The 17,213-nt window shown below is 70.9% G+C and carries 14 protein-coding genes; 4 read left to right on the forward strand and 10 right to left on the reverse strand.

Going from position 1 to position 17,213, the window contains the following annotated elements; genetic code table 11:
• Positions 1–18: 18 nt before the first annotated feature.
• The 5 genes from AB0H37_RS27305 to AB0H37_RS27325 form a co-directional block, all read right to left on the reverse strand.
• Positions 19–561, reverse strand: coding sequence for a sugar O-acetyltransferase (locus AB0H37_RS27305; RefSeq protein ID WP_360616138.1), 543 nt, complete (start codon positions 559–561; stop codon positions 19–21).
• A 17-nt stretch (positions 562–578) separates the two neighbouring features.
• Positions 579–1,553, reverse strand: coding sequence for a LysR family transcriptional regulator (locus AB0H37_RS27310; RefSeq protein ID WP_360616140.1), 975 nt, complete (start codon positions 1,551–1,553; stop codon positions 579–581).
• A 121-nt stretch (positions 1,554–1,674) separates the two neighbouring features.
• Entirely contained in the window at positions 1,675–2,475 is an 801-nt protein-coding gene (locus tag AB0H37_RS27315) for an alpha/beta hydrolase (RefSeq protein ID WP_360616142.1), read from the reverse strand.
• A 195-nt stretch (positions 2,476–2,670) separates the two neighbouring features.
• Positions 2,671–3,063 (reverse strand): nuclear transport factor 2 family protein, encoded by a 393-nt coding sequence (locus AB0H37_RS27320; RefSeq protein ID WP_179832158.1) that lies wholly within the window; start codon positions 3,061–3,063, stop codon positions 2,671–2,673.
• Positions 3,060–3,734 carry a TetR/AcrR family transcriptional regulator gene (locus AB0H37_RS27325; protein ID WP_179832159.1) on the reverse strand — a complete coding sequence of 225 codons (675 nt, stop codon included), beginning with the start codon at positions 3,732–3,734 and terminating at the stop codon, positions 3,060–3,062. Before AB0H37_RS27325 ends, AB0H37_RS27320 begins: the two co-directional genes overlap by 4 nt.
• Before the next feature lie 111 nt (positions 3,735–3,845).
• On the opposite strand from AB0H37_RS27325, the gene AB0H37_RS27330 reads away from it, so the two are divergent.
• A complete protein-coding gene (locus AB0H37_RS27330; protein ID WP_360616144.1) occupies positions 3,846–4,301 on the forward strand; it encodes a DUF6069 family protein in 456 nt (151 codons plus the stop codon).
• Between the two features lie 65 nt (positions 4,302–4,366).
• Here AB0H37_RS27330 and AB0H37_RS27335 read toward each other — a convergent pair whose 3' ends face one another.
• Complete coding sequence (locus AB0H37_RS27335; protein WP_360616146.1) at positions 4,367–4,759, reverse strand: hypothetical protein; 393 nt, start codon at positions 4,757–4,759, stop codon at positions 4,367–4,369.
• Here AB0H37_RS27335 and AB0H37_RS27340 point away from each other — a divergent pair.
• Entirely contained in the window at positions 4,751–6,970 is a 2,220-nt protein-coding gene (locus AB0H37_RS27340; protein ID WP_360616148.1) for a DUF4132 domain-containing protein, read from the forward strand. The two genes, AB0H37_RS27335 and AB0H37_RS27340, sit on opposite strands and share 9 nt — an antisense overlap.
• 69 nt (positions 6,971–7,039) lie before the next feature.
• Here the strand turns inward: AB0H37_RS27340 and AB0H37_RS27345 are convergent, their stop codons facing one another.
• A complete protein-coding gene (locus tag AB0H37_RS27345; RefSeq protein ID WP_360616150.1) occupies positions 7,040–8,587 on the reverse strand; it encodes a serine/threonine-protein kinase in 1,548 nt (515 codons plus the stop codon).
• 220 nt (positions 8,588–8,807) lie between these two features.
• Here AB0H37_RS27345 and AB0H37_RS27350 point away from each other — a divergent pair, with 220 nt between their 5' ends.
• Together AB0H37_RS27350 and AB0H37_RS27355 are read left to right on the forward strand one after the other, a co-directional pair.
• Positions 8,808–11,108 carry a LuxR C-terminal-related transcriptional regulator gene (locus tag AB0H37_RS27350; RefSeq protein ID WP_360616152.1) on the forward strand — a complete coding sequence of 767 codons (2,301 nt, stop codon included), beginning with the start codon at positions 8,808–8,810 and terminating at the stop codon, positions 11,106–11,108.
• Positions 11,109–11,272: 164 nt separating this feature from the next.
• Positions 11,273–11,587, forward strand: a complete 315-nt coding sequence (locus tag AB0H37_RS27355; RefSeq protein ID WP_329098417.1) for a histidine kinase dimerization/phospho-acceptor domain-containing protein — start codon at positions 11,273–11,275, stop codon at positions 11,585–11,587.
• 8 nt (positions 11,588–11,595) lie between these two features.
• On the opposite strand, the gene AB0H37_RS27360 is transcribed toward AB0H37_RS27355, so the two are convergent.
• The 3 genes from AB0H37_RS27360 to AB0H37_RS27370 all read right to left on the reverse strand — a co-directional run bounded on the left by AB0H37_RS27360 (position 11,596) and on the right by AB0H37_RS27370 (position 17,196).
• Positions 11,596–14,505, reverse strand: a complete 2,910-nt coding sequence (locus AB0H37_RS27360; RefSeq protein ID WP_360616154.1) for a hypothetical protein — start codon at positions 14,503–14,505, stop codon at positions 11,596–11,598.
• A gap of 349 nt (positions 14,506–14,854) precedes the next feature.
• Entirely contained in the window at positions 14,855–15,340 is a 486-nt protein-coding gene (locus AB0H37_RS27365; protein ID WP_179832175.1) for a hypothetical protein, read from the reverse strand.
• A complete protein-coding gene (locus tag AB0H37_RS27370; protein WP_360616157.1) occupies positions 15,337–17,196 on the reverse strand; it encodes a glycoside hydrolase family 15 protein in 1,860 nt (619 codons plus the stop codon). Before AB0H37_RS27370 ends, AB0H37_RS27365 begins: the two co-directional genes overlap by 4 nt.
• Positions 17,197–17,213: the final 17 nt, after the last annotated feature.

Raw genomic sequence — 17,213 nt, forward strand, 5'->3', positions numbered from 1 at the left:
GTAGTAGTTGGCGGGCCGTCACCACTGCCGGTTGAGCGTCGCCTTGCCGCCGGTCACGAGGCTCGCCGGCGGGACGTCATCGGCCACGACCGCGCCGGCGGCGATCACAGAGTCACGGCCGATGGAGACGCCGGGCAGGATCGTCGCACCGGCGCCGATCCACACGTTCTCCGCCACGTCGATGGGCCCGCCGGTCAGCCACTCCCGCCGCTCCCCGGGATCGACCGGATGGCCGACGGTGATGAACGTGGCCTTCGGTCCGATCATCACGCGCTCGCCGAGCCGGATGCCGGCGTAGTCCAGGAACGTGCAGTTCTGGTTGATGAACACCCGCTCCGCCAGGTCCAGACGGAGGCCGTGGTCGGTGTAGAAGGGCGGGTAGATCGTGACTCTCGCCGGCAGCGGCCTGCCGAGGATCTGCTCGAACAGTTCGGCCTTGCCCGGTTCGTCCTCGAAGGGCAGGACGTTCAGACGCGAGGTGAGCTCGGTGGCCCGCAGCACCCTCTCGGCCATGGCCTGGAACTCGGCGCCGTGAATGCGCATGAGACGGCCGCTGGGCATGCCACGCTCCTTTCCGGTCAGTTCACCTTCGTCAGGCGACCGTTCGCGCTGCCGCCGTCGCCGCGCGCCCCCGCCCAGGACGGGAGCCAGACCGTCTCGGGAAGCCTTGGCAGGCGTCCGAGGTGGGTGATGATTCCACGCAGTTCCGGATGCGGATTCGTTCTCGGAATCATGAGCGAGAGCGGGTAGGCGATGGCCGGATCCACGATGGGGATGCGGCGCAGATCGTGGCTCGTCGGCCAGAGGTATCGGTCGCGTGCCCCGACAAGAGTCGCCACGTCCGCGGAGTCCGCGAGGGTGTCCAGGAGCACCTCGTTTCCGAAATGCGGGCCCGCCGCGTCGATGCGCAGGTCGAACTCGGTGGCGAGCTGGTCGTAGAACTCTCCCCATTCGCTTCGGGGCGCGATGCCCGGAACCCATATCCGGTGCCTGCGCAGCTGCGGCGGCGTCAGTTTCCGGGCGGAGGCGAGCGGATGCCTCGGGCCGACGAGCAGTTCCAGCGGGGAGTCGAACGCGTGCACCATCCGCACGTCGGCAGGCAGGACGGCCGGGTCGGTGACGGTACGGAACGAGGCGTCGATATCGCCCGCCTCGATGGCCGCGACCGCCACGCGGGGGTCGTCGACCCTGAGGGTCACCAGGTCGAGGTCGGACCCGGGATGCGACCGCCAGTACTCGTGCATGACCACGGACTGGGCGCTTCGAAAGCCGAGAACGTCGATCCGCAGGGCCCGGGAGCCCGGCCTGACCGCGGCGACGGCCCGATCCACACCCGCGACGACGCTCCGCGCGTGGGGGAGGAACGCCTGGCCGTCCAGTGTCAGCTCGACTCCGCGTGCGGTCCGTGTGAACAGGCGGACTTCCAGATCGCGCTCCAGGGCGGCGATCCGCTTGGAGACCGCCTGCTGCGTCACGCCCAGCTCATCGGCCGCATGCTGCAACTGCCCGAGCTCGGCCGCCCGGACGAATGATCGCCATGCCTCGGTGTCCACCGGCACACCCTAGGCCCGCACAACCGACCGTTGGAGCTCGCCGGAGACCGGTTGTGCGAACGGCCGGAGGAGTCTCCAGATGCTCGGAAGCCGCACAGTGCGAAGGCCGCCCCGGCTCCGTTCACAGGCGGTCGAGGAACGTGCGGACCGTTTCGGTGAAGGCGTCGAGGTCGTCGTCGTGGGGCCAGTGGCCGCAGCCGGGCATCTCGCGCAGCACCGTGTCGGGGCGGCGTCGGGCCATCAGCCTGGCCATGGGGGTGGGCAGGACGAAGCTGTCCAGGCCGTGCACCAGCAGCGCGGGGCAGGTGGAGCGGAGCCACTGCTCCCACCAGTCGCCGATCAGTGCCCGCTGCGAGGTCATCATGTCGTCGTAGTCGAACAGCAGCCCCCATCCGTCGGGGTGCTCGACGGCGCTCTCCAGGAAGTAGCTCGCGTCGGGGACGCCGCGCGCTTCGATCTGGCGGCGCAGACCGGACAGCGTGGCCGCGCGCCGCGGCCAGTCGCTGACGTCGAGGACCGGGTGCGGCACCTCCGGCGGCCGGTTGAGCGCCCCGCCCTCCTCGACGACGAGCGCGCGCACCAGCTCCGGGTGCCGCGCGGCCAGGTGGAACGCGGTCACGCCGCCCATCGAGTGCCCGAGGACGATCAGCGGGCCGAGGCCGAGCCCGCGCGCGAACTCTGCGGCGTCGGCGACGTAGGCGTCCTGGCCGAAGTCGCCGTCTCCGCGCTCGCTGTGGCCATGGCCGCGCTGCTCCAGCGCGATCACCCGGTACTCGGGGGCCAGGGCCGCGGCCAAGGGGGCGAAGGAGCGCGCGCGTCCGAAGTGGCCGTGCAGGGCGAGGACCGGTACGCCGGTGCCGCCGAAGTCGATCGAGGCCAGGCGCAGGCCCCGCACGCGGGTGAAGGTCTCCAGGGAGGTCATGGTGATCCGTCCTTTCGGGTGGGCGGGAACCTCGCGCGGCGTGAGGGGCGGGCCGTTACGCGCTCGACGAACTCGCCGACCTCGCCGACGCCTGGCCCCGTCCGGCCCGGCGCCGTGAATCGGCCTCTTCGTAGCTGGTTCGCCGGGGCCGGACGACCATCGGAAGCCGCGGCCCGGGCCTGCGCGCCGGTCGCGTCAGGTGGTGTGGCGCCAGGAGCCGCCCGTCTCGCGTTCGAACGCCGAGCGGGTGGTCGCGGTGTCGTAGAAGATGCGCAGCGTCGTGATCAGGCCTTCGCCGTCGAGCTCCAGCATGTCCACGCACTCGAAGCCGGCCGCGGTGCCCGAGGACAGCGTCCAGTCGAAGCGGAACCAGACGCCGACGAGCCGTTCGCCCTGGGTGACGCCGCGAAGGTGGAGCTCGGAGCGGCCGGTGTCGGCCAGCAGTCTCGGGTAGAACTCCGCGGCGGGCAGCGGCCCGTACAGCGGGGAGTGGACGACCGCCTCAGGGTGGAAGAGCGCCAGGACGCCCTCCAGGTCGCCGCGCTCCAGGGCGGCGAGATAGTCCGCGGCCAGCTTGCGGGCGGTCATGATCGCTCCTTGATGAGGGCGTCCAGGCCGTCGAGGAGGCGGTCCAGGCCGAAGGCGCGGGCGTTGTCGTCCAGGGTCGGGGTGGGGCCGCTCAACGCCTTGCTGAGCTCGGGGAACAGGTCCGCCCGGCCGCGGATCAGTTCGGCCGTCTCGCTGCCGCCCGACCAGGCCTGGGTGCCGGCCGTGGTCATCGACTGGGTGGTGCGGACGTGCCCGAACAGCAGGAACGCGGCGGCCATGCGCTCGTCGCCGGTGAGGCCGGTTCCGGCCAGTGCGGCCACCGCGCTCTCGGTCCACCCGGCCTCGCGGGGGCCCATGACGCGGGTGCCCACGGTGACGGTGGGCAGCCAGGGGTGCCGCCGCCAGACCTCGGCGAGCCGCCGGACGAACTCCTCCAGCCTGGCCCGCCAGCCGCCGGGTACCTCGCCCAGGTCGGGCGGCTCCCCCACGGCCGTGTCGATCATGATGCTGAGCAGCTCGGACTTGTTCGAGACATGGCGGTAGAGCGACATCTTGGTGAAGCCGAGAGCGGCGGCGACGCGCTGCATGGAGACCGCCTCGATACCGTCCGCGTCGGCGACCGCGATGGCCGCCTCGACGATCGCCGACACCGAGAGCGGTATGCGCGGCCGCCTCTCCGGCTGGTCGCTGAGATCCCAGAGCGCCTTCATCCCACCACCCTCTTGTCAACCCGGCACCGATGTGTCTAGCTTACATCAAGTGTCCGGCGGACACATAGTCTCTCGTGGACGCCTCCCCCCAGCGAAAGGTCAGGTCAGACCATGACCAGCAACGTCACCTCCAGCGGCCTCGGCGCCGTCCAGGCCCCGATGACCGCCGCCACGACGGCCCCCCGCACCGTTCCGATGTGGCGCGCCGGCCTGTTCGGGTGCGTCGCCGCCGCCGCGGCCACCACCGCCGTCGCCGCGGCCGGCCGGGGCGCGGGGGTGCCCCTGGAGATCGACGGCGAGCCGATCCCGCTGCTCGGCTTCACCCAGCTGACGCTGCTGTTCAGCGCGGTCGGCGTGCTGCTGGCCCTGGCGCTGCGCCGCTGGGCCGCGTCGCCCAGACGCACGTTCCTCGCGGCCACCGCCGTGCTCACCGCGCTGTCGATCGTGCCCGACCTGATCGTCTCGGCGACGGTCGGGACGAGGCTCACCCTGATCGCCGCCCACCTCGTGGCCGCGTCGATCGTCATCCCCCTCGTCGCCGCCCGCCTGCCCGCCCGCACCCGATAGCGACCGACCGGATGCGTGACGGAGAGCCCACCGCGAACGAGGTCAGGGCGATGATCGAGGCCCGGTCACGCATGTGACCGACCGCGTGGCCTCCTGAACCGGAGGATGGTGCCGCACCGCTGCCGCGGGCTGCGGCACCACCGACGACCCTGCGAATCGCCGGGATCGAGGGTGATGCCCGCGGGCTCTTCGCAGAGTTGGTCGAGGAAGAACGTCGCGCGGGCGTCGGTGCGGTTGTCTGCACTGGTGGCGCCCTGGAGCAACAGGCGGCACTCACCGTTGTCGGGGTCCTCGATCTCCACATCACCCGAGTCGGGGGAGTGGTAGAAGAAGATGCCCGTGGCCCGCACGCCGACGGTCGACGCGGACGCGGGCGTGACGGTGGGATCGCGAGCTTGTGGACGCGAACGCGGGACACCGGCGTGCTCCCGGCCGCGATACTGGGCACGATGAGCCAAGATCGACAAGTCGAGGACGCCCCCGACGGCGCGCTGCCCGTCCTGCTCGTTCAGCCGCCCTGGTCCGGTGGGAAGAGGGAACCGGTCGTCCTCAAGTTGAAGACGCCCAGGGAGCCGACCTTCGTCCGCTGGGCGCCCGGCCGGCGGGAGGAGTGGCTGGAGGCCCCGTACAAGTACGCGCAGGAACGCATGCCCGAGGACACCGACTGGGACGAACTCGCCGCGTTCTTCGCCGGTGGCCAGGCCCTGCAGCTGTGGAAGCCGCGCGAGTGGCAGTCCAGGTCGCGGTTCGAGCGCCTCTACATAGGACTCGTCATGCAGGCGCCCCGGGAACTCGCCGAGAAGCTGCTCGCCGACGAACGCTACTGGGACGCTTTCGCCGACTTCTCGAACGTCGGCGCCGATCGCGGTGCGGTGGCGCGTCACGAGATGGCCGCCTACCCCCTGGTGATGCACCAGTTGAAGAAGAGGAAATGGAGCGTCTACGCCCTCGAACCCTTCCTGGACCACGCCGTGGCCCAAGGCATGATCAAGGACTTCGGTGACGACGGGCGCAACGATGCGCAGGAGGCCTGGTACGCGCTGCACGGGGCGGACGCCGTGAGGCTGACGATCCCGGACGCGCTGCGCAAGCCGGGCCCGAAACGGGAACGCGCCGAGGCCGCGCTGCGCTCGGTGGCGGAACGCCACGGCCACGACGTCCTCGTGGAGGCCGCCGGGTACTACGGGGACGAGGCCGTGCAGGCGGTCTCAGGGCTGCGCACCGACCCGCTCGACGTGTACCCCGACCCGCTGCCGGGCCTCCCGGAGGGCTGGGACCCCGAGAAGCTGCCGCGGATCCTGCTTCGCCGGCGCCGGCAGGCGCTCCCCTTGGCCGCGACCCGGCATCTGCTGACGATGCTGTCCATCTCGGAGAACCGCAAGCCGTACGCGGGCGTGCCCTTGGTCGTGGGCCCTCTGGATCCGGAGTCGCTCGCCGAGTTCGCCTGGGCCCTCTACAGGGCCGACCGCCATCCCAAACTGTGGGCGTCGCCCGGCGTGCAGTACGCCTTGGCCGAGTTCGGCGACGACGGGACCGCCGACCGGCTCGCGCCGATCGTCGCCCGGTGGTCCAGGGCGTACGTGTGGGAGTCGGGCGGGCAGTCCGCGCTCCGCCTGTTCAGCCGTCTCGGCACCGACGCGGCGCTCCGCCATCTGGACCGGCTCGCGAACAAGGCCGAGGACCACAAATGGATCCGGCGGTCCGCGCGCGAGGCGTTGAAGCGCGCCGCCGAACGGCGCGGGCTCACCCAGGAGCAACTGGCCGACCGGCTCGTTCCCGCCCTGGGCTTGGACGCCGGCGGCTCCATGACGCTCGACTACGGGCCTCGCCGCTTCGTGGTGGGCTTCGACGAGGAGCTCAGGCCTTTCGTCACCGACGAGAGCGGCAAGCCCCGCAAGACGCTGCCGAAGCCGGGCGTGAAGGACGACGACGCCCTCGCCCCCGCGGCCTACGAACGCTTCACCGTCCTCAAGAAGGAGGTCCGCACGGTCGCCGCGGACCAGATCAAGCGGTTGGAGGCGGCGATGGCGGCCGGGCGCACCTGGACGGCCGGGGAGTTCGCCTCCCTGTTCGTCGCGCACCCGCTCATGCGCCACCTCGCCCGCCGCCTGGTGTGGTCGACCGGGACGGACACGTTCCGGGTGGCCGAGGACGGCACCCTCGCCGACGTCCGCGACGACGCCTTCACGCTTCCCGGCGACGCCCGAATCGCCCTGCCCCACCCGCTCGTCCTCGGCGAGGGGGCCGTCCAGGCCTGGGCCGCGATCCTCGCCGACTACGAGATCCTGCAGCCTTTCCCGCAGCTCGGACGTCCCGTCCACATCCTCCGGGAGGACGAACGGGGCGAAGACCGCCTGCGGCGCTTCGAGGGCGGCACGGTCCACTTCGGCAGGATTCTCGGCATGGCGTCCCGCGGCTGGGAACTCGGCGAGAAGGAGACCGGCGGCTTCCGCCGGCAGGTCATGCTCATGACGCCGGACGACCGGCACGTGATGGTCACCTTCGAGCCCGGCATCCGCGTCTTCGGCCCCGAGGAGCATGCCGAGCAGCACATCGGACGCGTCATGCTCATGACGGGCCGCCACTCCGGCAGACCCCTCGCCTTCGGCGACCTCGACCCCGTGGCCGCCTCCGAGGTCATCACCGACCTGCACCGCCTCACCGAGTGACCACATCTCCTCCGGTCCGCTCGCCCGGCTCGACCGGAGCGGCGCGCCGAGCGCAGGCCGCCCGTTCCTCTAGTGGCGGGAGAACTCGGCTCTGACCTTGCTCGACCAGATGAACGGCTGGGCGCCGAGCCAGATCAGGCCGAGGAGCATGAGAGGGGCCATGAGGGGGGCGCTGTGGTCGGAGTCCAGGTCCAGGCCCGACCCTGCCAGCTCGTAGATGGGCACGACCCAGGCGAGGGCCACCAGGCCTTCGACGAGCACGGCCGCGGTGAGCAGGGCGCGGCGGGCGAGCGGGTCCGTCACCCGTCCGGCGAGTGACGGGTTCACCGCGGCGAAGGCGAACATCAACGCGAGCGTGCTCAGTATCCAGGAGATCTCGAATCCGACGTTGGGTTCGACGGCCGGGACCCTGCCGGACTGCCGGTGCACGAAGACGAGGAGGGCCTCCATGTGAAGGCCCCCGAGGATCGCGGACACGAGGGCGAGGACGAGCGTCGGCCGGTGCGGCAGGAACCACAGCCCGCAGATGAGGATCAACGCGACGACGACGGGCAGCAGCAGAAGGATCGCCTTGCCCGAAGACGACTCCAGCGGAAGGTCCTTGCTGGTTCCCCTCCACGGCCCGGTCAGGAAGGCCAGGACGCCGAGCGCGGTGCACAGGAGGGCGGCTCTGACGAGGGCCGTCCGGTAGCGACGGAGCGGGATGTCGCTGGTGGGCGGGTGGAGGACCGCGGTGCGGGGCGGCCGGTGGGGGAAGGGCGGGCCGGCGTCGGCCGCGGTTTCGGCGGTGGCGGCGGTGGGGTCCAGGACGGCGTTGAGCAGGTCGCGGACCTGGGCGGGGGAGAGCCGTTCGTTCGGGTCCTTGCGCAGCAGGCCGTTCAGGACCTGCGCCAGCGGACCCCCGCACCGGGGCGGTGGCGGCTGCCGGGTGGCGATCGCGACGAAGACGGCTCCATGGCTCGGCCCGTCGAACGGACGGCGCCCCTCGACCGCCGCGTACAGGGTGGCGGCCAGGGACCACAGGTCCGAGGCCTGGGTGACGGCCTTGCCCTCCACCTGTTCGGGGGACATGTAGGCGGGCGTGCCGAGCACCATGCCCGAACGGGTGATGGTGACGTCGCCCTCCAGCGCGGCGATGCCGAAGTCGGTGAGGAGGACCCGGTCGCCTTCGAGGAGCACGTTGGCGGGCTTGACGTCGCGGTGGACGACGCCCTGGCCGTGGGCGGTCGAGAGGGCGTCCAGCATCGCGAGCCCGATCGCGGCGACGTGGCGCGGGGGGAGCGCCTGCTGCTCGGCCAGCAGCTGTTCGAGGGAGCGGCCGCGCACCAGCTCCATGATGATCCAGGGACGGCCGTCCTGGCCCATCACCCGGTCGTAGACGGTGACGATGCCGGTGTGCCTCAGCCGGGCGGCGGCGCGGGCCTCGCGCTCCATCCGGGCGTACCAGACGCGCCGCTCCTGGTCGGTGGCCTGTTCGGGCACCCGGAGCTCCTTGACGGCGACCTCGCGGTCGAGGTCGATGTCGTGCGCGCGCCACACCGAACCCATGCCGCCCTGGCCGATTTGGCCGAGATTCCGGTACCGGCCAGCCAGTACCCCGTCACCGTCCCAGCCCATGATCGGAATCTATCGGTCCGGAACGGCCGTGAGAAAGTGATCCGGACAACTGCCAGACACGCGTGTCTATCTGGTCGCCCGCCGCCGGGCGGGCCCCCGGACGGGAAGGGGGCCGCCCTGGGCTCTGGGCGGGGTTTGTCCCCAGTTGAGGTCGCCTGCCTATACTCAAGCTGTTATGCCTGTTCAGGGGCACCGTCAGCGGGGGAATCCTCCCGCCGAGGTGACGAACTTCGTGGGCCGTCGTCACGAGCTGGCGGCAGTGCGGAACGCACTGTCCACGTCGAGGCTGGTGACGTTGACCGGCGTGGGCGGGGTGGGCAAGACCCGGTTGGCGATGCGGGCGGCTCGGAAGCTGGACCGGGCGTTCAGCGACGGCGTGTGGGTGGTTCAACTCGCCGAGTTGGGTGATGCGGCGCTGATTCCGCACACCATGGCCGCTGCCTTGGGAGTCGACGAGCGGTCCACCCGCGAGCCGCTGCAGGTGCTGGTCGATCACGTGCGAGATCGACATCTGCTCCTGGTGGTGGACAACTGCGAGCACCTGGTGGAGCCGTGCGCGTTCGTCGTCAACACGTTGTTGCGGTCGGCGCCGGACCTGCGGGTGCTGGCGACGAGCCGGCATGTGCTCGGGGTCGCGGGCGAGCAGGCGCTGTGGGTGCCGCCGCTGCCGGTCCCTGAGCGGGACGCCCGTTTCCCGGCGTCGAAGGGTGCGCCCCAGTATGAGGCGCTGACGTTGTTCACGGACCGTGTCTCAGCCGTCGTACCCGGGTTCACCATCACGGAGGAGAACTGGGCGGATGTGGTCCAGATCGGTCGCCGGCTGGACGGTATCCCCTTGGCCTTGGAGTTGGCGGCACCCTACTTGCGAGTGCTGTCGCCCCATGAGCTGGTGGCCAGGTTGGACGACTGGTTCCGGTTGCGGGGCAAGGACCATCCGGCGTTGCTACCGCGTCACCAGACCCTGCGGTCCGTGATGGACTGGAGCTTCGAACTGTGCAGCGAACAGGAGCAGGCGCTGTGGGCACGGCTCTCGGTGTTCGCCGGCAGTTTCGATCTGGAGGCGGTCGAGACCGTCTGCGCCAGTAGCGACGTCGATGACGGTCTCACCAGCGATGCGATGGTCAAGCTGTTGGCCGGTCTGGTCGAAAAATCAGTGTTGTTGCGCGAGCAGCATGGCGACGAAGTCCGGTTTCGGCTCTTGGAGACCATGCGCCAGTATGGAGAGGGCCGGCTGGAAGAGTCGGGGCAGGAGCAGATCTTTCAGGCCCGGCATCGAGATCATTACCTTTCCCTGGCCGAGCGCACCGAAGCAGAGTGGTTCGGTCCCGATCAGATGCTGAAGCTCGCCAGGCTGCGACGGGAACACAGTAATCTGCAGGCCGCGTTGGACTACAGTATCGCCAGCTCCGATCACACCCATGTCGGTCTTCATATGGTGGGAATTCTGGCCTTCTACTGGATGAGTGGCGGGACTGCCGAAGGCCGGTACTGGCTGGACCGGGCAGTGGCCTGCGACACCGAGCCCACCAGAGAGCGGGTCAGGGCACTGTGGGCCGACGCCATAATCGCCCTGTGGCAGGGGGACGCCCGAGCCATCGATGACCTGTGCGGAAAGTGCCGGACTCTGGCAACTGAGCTGGGTGATGAGTCCGGCCTGATGCACGCTCGCGCGGTCGAGGGCATGGCTTCCTTCTTCCAAGGCGACCTGGCTCGGGCAAGCGCCCTGGGGGAAGAGACCACAACACGTCAGCGGGCGCTCGGGGAGTTGAATCTTCTGGTGCTGCTGCGCGCCCCACTGGTGATGGCAACGGCGTTTCAGGGGAATCTCGAGCGGGCCATCAGCCTGGCCCAGGAGGCGATCGACATTTCCAGGGCCCATGGCGAGAGCTACAATTACTCGTTCATGCAGCAGGCGTATGCCGTCGCTTTGTGGGGGGAGGGCGCTCCGAGCCCTGGCAGGTGCCGGCAGGGCATGGCGTATCTGGCCGAATCTCTGCGTATCAAGCAGGCTTTCGCGGAAATCCCGGGGACGCTCGGCGGAATCGAGTATCTGACCTGGTTCCTTGTCGCCAGTGGGGACGAAGCAAAAGCGGCGCGACTGTTCGGATTCGTGCGGCAGGCATGGGAGAAAGAGCAAGAACTCTTCCTCTTCGGGTCTGAGCTATATTTTTCCATACATGATAGATGTGCGGTTCAGGCGCGGCAGTCCCTGGGGGACGAAGTGTATGAGGACGAATTCTCTCGGGGCGCCGAACTGACCCTGTCCCAAGCCGTCGCCTACGCTCTGGGTGAGAAACCGGACAGTCCCTCGCACGCCCCCGCTTCGACCGAGGCGGCTTCTCCGCTGACTCGCCGCGAGCAGCAGGTCGCCGAACTGGCCGCTCAGGGCCTGTCGAACAAACAGATCGCAGTCGCTCTCGTCATCGCCCAGCGCACCGCCGAAGGGCACATCGAGAACATCTTGAGCAAACTGAACTTGACATCCCGCTCTCAGCTCGGCGCCTGGTTCCATCGCCACTGACGTGAGTTCGATGGAGTGTGCGTGGTGGCATCTGCCCGAGGAGTTCGGAGGAGCGTGGGGAGCGCCGGACAGGTACCGGACAGGTAGTCCTCCCGGTGTCATGGGCGCCGGTGGAAGCGAGACTCGATGGTGTAACGACCAGCGACCGCAAAGGAACGGGCAAGATGTTGAGCGGCTCAACGATCGAACCCCAGTCAGACGCCCACCGTCGTGGCGAGACTCCTGAACCCGGGGTCGGTGCGGGCGGCCGGGGATGGCTGCCGGCCGAGAGGCGGCGCCGATTCGTCGTCCAGGTCTCGCACGAGATGCGCACACCGCTTGCCGCGCTACGGCTGGAGTTGGAAGAAGCCCTGACCAACAGGGACGTCGCCGACCCCTTCGCGGCGCTGAAGGAGGCGTTGCAGAGCGTCGAGCGCTTGGAGAACACGGTGACCGCCCTGCTCTGGTTGCTCCAAAGGGACGCTTCGGAGCGCCCTTAGCGGCCGTGTCATCCCCCGCCAGTCCGGCCGGACGGCCCTTCGCCGTGGGTTCGCCACCAGTCGGCCGCCGCGTCCACCGCGAGGCCGGTGATCCAGAGGTCGGCCGGGTCGTCGGGCAGCAGGCGTTCCCGTACCGCGTCGCGCATGGGGTAGGAGAGTGCCGCGCCCGTGGTGGGAAGGTCGTCGTCCAGGACCTCGGCGGGGATCTTGCAGACCGCGACGGCGGCCGCCACCCCGAAGCCCGCACGTTCCGCCAGGTCGTGGACGGTGGCGGCGGCGTCGATCGGCGCGGGGCCGCGATCGGCCAGCAACCGGATGAGCCGGACGACGCGCCCGGCGGGGCCCCAGCAGGGGACGGGCGGCCGAGCCGCCTGCCAGCCGGGCGGCTCGCCCGGTTCGAACGTTCCGCCGGGCGCGTACTCCAGGGCCGTCGCGGTCCGGTCGTGTCGCTGGTAGTCCAAGATCAGCAGGGCGCCGTTCGGGGTACGCCAGAGCTCCCCGGGCGCCTCCCGCTCCAGTTGCCTGTCGACCAGCTGACGTTCGGCGTTGGACTGCCCCTCGCCACCCGCCGGAGTGATGCGCAGTGTCCGGCAGGCGCCCGTGCCGTCGCCGATCGGAGCGTTGGCCCAGAGGCGCAGGACGTCGAGGATGCCTTCGCGCTGTGAGTCAGAAGTCCACGGCAGGATGGCCGGGAGCGCGTAGCCCGCCAGGGTGTCCGGTTCGACGCCCACGTAACCGCGGGGTGGCAGGGAGACCGTCCGGACGAGGTAGGGCCTGTCGGCCGCGGGTTCGTCGGTCGTCGCCGACTCAAGCGCTTGGGCCACGAGCCGTTGGCGCACGAGCCACCTCGTCTGCGCCCTGGTACGAGCGAAGGGGAGGTCGGAGGCCGGCACGACCAGCGCGGGCAGTGCCGGAGGCTGGGGGCGGCCGATCCGGTCGCGCAACTCGATGGAGAGCAGGAGGCATTCGACGGCGGTACGGGCCGCTTCGAGGACGCCGTCGCGCAGGGCCGGCGCGGTCACCTCGGGCAGCACGGCCTCCAGCGCGTCGGCGGCCGCGCGCGGTCCGGTCAGCGCCGCCTCCAGCAGGCGCGCCGCCCGCTCGCGGTCGAGACGTCGCAGCGCCGCCGATCCGTCCGGGTCCACCGGGTCCCGCCGCGTCCACCAGCCGGGCGGCGGCACGAGCCCGCTCTTCGTGCTCATGACAGGTGAGAAGGGCAGCCGCGCCGTCCGGGTCCCGTCGGGCGCGGTGACCGTGATCGCACCGCGGCTCAACCGGACCTCGCTCGGCCCGGCGGCGCCCGGGAACGTCACCTCGGCGGCGCCTGGCGCCTGGGGCCGTGCGGTGGCGGTGCCTGGGTCCAGGGTCAACGCGACGGTCTGGCCCGCCTGCCCCTCGACCTGGAACGTCTGCCAGGCGCCGTCCTGGATGCGGGACAGGAGGCCGGTCTTGCCGTCGTACCAGGGCAGCAGCCCGTCGGGCAGTTGGGGAAGACTCATCGACAGGGCGTCGTCGCCGGTGACGGACGCGTGGGCGTGCCAGGACCGTTCCGTGATGGTGAGGTATCCGAGGTGCTGGACGATCGTCCGGCCTGCTTTCGGTGACTTTGACGGCGTCCCGTCGCCGGAAACGGCCAGTTCGGCGGGGATGCCGCCGCGCAGGGCCGCCAGCAGGGCGTCCACGGGATCGGCGGGGTCGAGCCCGTCGGCGACACCCGGCTCCAGGTCGAGGAGACCGCTGCAGGCGGTGAGCCGCCCCAACTGGTGCAGGGCGCTGTACAGGAAGGGAAGGTCCGGGCGGCCCGCGTCGGCCTTCCAGCCGTCGACGGCTTCGCGCAGCACCTCCCGGGTCTCCGGCAGATCCCAGAGCGCTTTCACCGTGGCCGGGTAGTCGACGTTGCCGTAATGCCCCATGTCGCGGACGAACGCCTCCAGCAGGCCGGCGAAACGCTCGCGTCCTTCTGGCCCGGATGCCACGTCCGCGGCCAGTTGCCCCAGGTCGAAGCCCGAACCCCACCAGCGGGGCGAGTCGGTGCCCATCCGCCCCTGGGGGATGATGTGCCGGTGGTCGGGAGGCGGAAGCGCCGGGTCCGTCTCCTCGCCGAACACCACCTCGGCGTCCGGGAAAAGTCGATCCCCTGCCTGGTCGGCGAGCTTCAGCAGGACTTCGGCCGCGCAACCCCGTCCCGTGGTGCCGAACCACCGGGCCGGCAGGTGCGCCCCCGCCCCGCTCTCGGCCAAGGACTCCAGCCACATCTGCCGGATCTCCTCGGCGACCTCCTCGCCGCTCTCCTCCTCGTGCCGGGCGCGGTCGGGTTCGGCGGCGATCAGCAGCTTCATCAGGTCGTCGTCGCGTCCGGCCATCGCGACGAGCGGCTCACGGGCGGCCGCCCAGACCTGGTGGGACGCGATGGGCATGAGCCCGGCGCGGAGCAGCCGCCCGGCCAGGAACTCCTCCTCGTCCCGCTTCTTGATCTTCGCGGCGCGGGCCAGTGCGCGCAGGTCAGGGAAGATGCGGGCGTACGGGATGAGCCCGGCGTCGAATCCCGCGCAGACCACCTCGCGGAAGCGGGCGTGCGCCTCCTCCGCCGGCAACGTCGCGGCGAGCGTCTTGGCGTAGTCGCGCAGCGCGGCCGGTCCGACGCCGCCCGCGGGCACCAGTTCGAGGAAGACGCCCTGGACCCGGTCGAGGTCGAGGAGCGCGGGATGGTCCTTCTCGACCTTGCGCGCCTGCCCGAACGCCCAGAACGCGAGCTCGCTCTCGCCCGCCCGCACCAGCTCCCGGCAGGCGTGCTCGAAGAACGGCGCCAGCTCGGCGGCGGGCACCGGGTCCGCCGCCTTGACCAGCATCTTCTTGGCGCCCTTGGGCCCGGCGGCGGCGAGGTCCGCCGGTGCCGGCAACTGCGGGAACTGAGTCATCGCGCCCTTCGTCCCTGATCTTCTGAACGACCGTGGAACCCTGCGACGGTCCACCCGGGTGATCGGTTCCGCGGCGGGCGCACCGAACGGTGCCGCGCGGTGGTCGGTCCGGTGCGACGGCGACAAGACCCGGCGGGTCGCCGTTCCGCCGCGCGGCGCTGCCGGCTCAGTCCTCGTTCTCCCACTGGGCCAGTCGGATGTCGCGGGCGTCGCTGAAGTGCTGGGCGCAGAGGTCGCGAGGAGATCGAGGGCGGCGCCGAGGGCGTCGTGGTCACCCACGGCACCGACCCTGGAGGAGACGGCGTGCGCAGGCCTGGCGGGCGAGCCCGGCCACCGTCCGGCTGAACGCTCATCCAGGACCGAGCGTGGTGAAACCTCCGACTATGGCTCCGAAGCCGACATGGGCGAGGACGGTGACCAGTGGTGTGCTGGGCCCGTAGTTGAGCATCAGGAAGCCCGGGGGTTCCAAGAGGGCGACCTTGGGGGCGCTGGTCATCGGGCTGCCCATCCGGGGGTGGGCCAACGGCAGCAGGATGTTCACCAGCGCGGTGCCGGCGAACAATCCGTGCACCAGACCGAAGAGGGCTCCGAGCCACCAGCCGGCGTGGCCGATGGCGAGAAAGACGGCGTAGTAGACGAACGCGAACAGCTCTCCGTTGGCGAAGTGGATGAGGTAGCCGATCGCCTTGGCGCGGGCCCGGTCGGCGGTCACGGCCGTCCCGAGCAGGAACGGCAGGTCCATGCGGGTGAGCCTGAGCTCGCTGGCGGTGCGAAGGGCGGTGGTCAGCGCCAGCGTGCCGACGAAGGCGCCCGCGGCGGTCCCCCAGGCGCTCACCCGTCCGCCTCGTCGGCGATCGAGTCGATGGTGCACGCGGCACTGATCAACGCCAGGTGACTCAGCCCCTGGGGCAGGTTCCCCAGGAAGGCCCCGGTGGCCGGGTCGATCTCCTCGCCGTACAGGCCGACGTCGTTGGCCAGCCCGACCAGGTCGTCCATCAGCGCCGTGGCCTGTTCGAGGCGCCCGGTGCGGGCGAGGCACTCGGCCAGCCAGAAGGAACAGGCCAGGAACGCGCCTTCGGTACCGCTCACACCGTCCTCGCCGGAGTACCTGTCGACGAACGGGCCGTGCCGGAGCTCCCGTGCCACCGTGTCGACCGTGGCGCGCATGCGGGGATCGCCCGGACGCGCGTAGCCGTGCAGAAGACCGAGGAGCACGGCGGTGTCCAGATCCGAGCTGTCGGCGGAGCGCGTGTAGCAGTGGTGAAGTGAGGAGAAGCAACGCGTCTCGACGAAGTCGCGCACCTGCGCGCGGGCCAGCCGCCAGCGGGCCGAACCGCGGCTCTGGATCAGGCCGCGCTCGCAGAGGTCGATGGCCCGGTCGAGCGCGACCCAGCACATCATCTTCGATTGCGTGAAGTGCAGGGGAGCGCTGCGTACCTCCCAGATCCCCGAGTCCGGCCCCCGCCAGGCGGCGCAGACGAAGTCGGCCAGTTCCGCCAGGCGCCGGGCGATGTCCGCGTCCAGCCGTCCGGCGGCGCCCGCGTACAGCCAGCCGGTCTGCAAAAGCTCGCCATAGGTGTCCAGCTGGGTCTGCGCGCCCGCCGCATTGCCGATCCGCACCGGTCTGGAGCCGCGGTATCCGTCGAGGGGGAGCGTCCGTTCCGTCGCGTGGCCGCCGCCGTTCAGCCGGTAGAGCACCCGCAGCCGCGGATGTGTGAGCTGGGAGGCGTGCATGAGCCACCAGAAGTAGGCATGCGCCTCGGCGGGGCAGCCCAGGCTCAGGAACGCGTCGAGGGTGAACGCCGAGTCGCGGACCCAGGAGAAGCGGTAGTCCCAGTTCCGTTCGCCTCCGACCTGTTCCGGCAGCGAGGAGGTCACCGCGGCGGCGATCGCCCCCGAGGGCGCGAAGATCAGGAGCTTGAGCGCCAGCGCGCTGCGCAGCACGGCGTCCCGCCACATGCCCTCGTTCGAGCGCTCTCGGGCCCAGCCGCGCCAGGCCGCGATGGTGTGGTCCATGCGGGCATCGCATTCGGGACGGGCCGGCAGGACGAGCGGTTCCTGGTGGGCGAGCGGGATCGCCAGCAGGGCCCGCTGTCCTCGCCGCAGATCGAGGCGGCCGTTGATCGCCCGGTCGGTGCATTCCGGTTCACCCGCGTCCCAGGCGCAGACGGCGAGCGCGTCCGCGCCGGCCACCGCGACCGGGACGCCGGCGCGCCTGGCGATACGTGGGCGGCGGGCACCGTAGCCGAACCGCGGCTGCACGCTCCAGCGCAGCGGCACCGTCCCCGCCACGCCGTCGATGCGCCGCTGCAGTTCCCGCATCGGCCCCAGGGCCCCATCGGCCTCCAGGGTCAGCGCGTCGGTGACCCGCAGGCTGCCGCCGCCGGTGGTGAACGTGGTCTCCAGCACGTTCGTGCCAGGGAGATACCGGCGCGCGACCGTGTAGGGCTCCTCTGGCTCCAGCAGGAAGCGGCCGCCTCGGACGGGGTCCAGGAGGGCGGCGAACACCGAGGGCGAGTCCAGATCCGGCATCCCCAGCCAGTCCACGGACCCGTCGGCGGCGATCAGCGCGGCACTCCGTCCGTCTCCGATCACCGCGTAGTCCCGCAGCGGGGCGTAGCCGTCGCTCCGGAAGGCCGTGGTGCGCCCGGGATCGGACGGGGTGTCAACGGGATGACCGCCGACTCTCATGAGCCCATGCTCTCATC

The sequence above is a fragment of the Actinomadura sp. NPDC023710 genome (genome assembly GCF_040639875.1).
Classification (GTDB): domain Bacteria; phylum Actinomycetota; class Actinomycetes; order Streptosporangiales; family Streptosporangiaceae; genus Spirillospora; species Spirillospora citrea.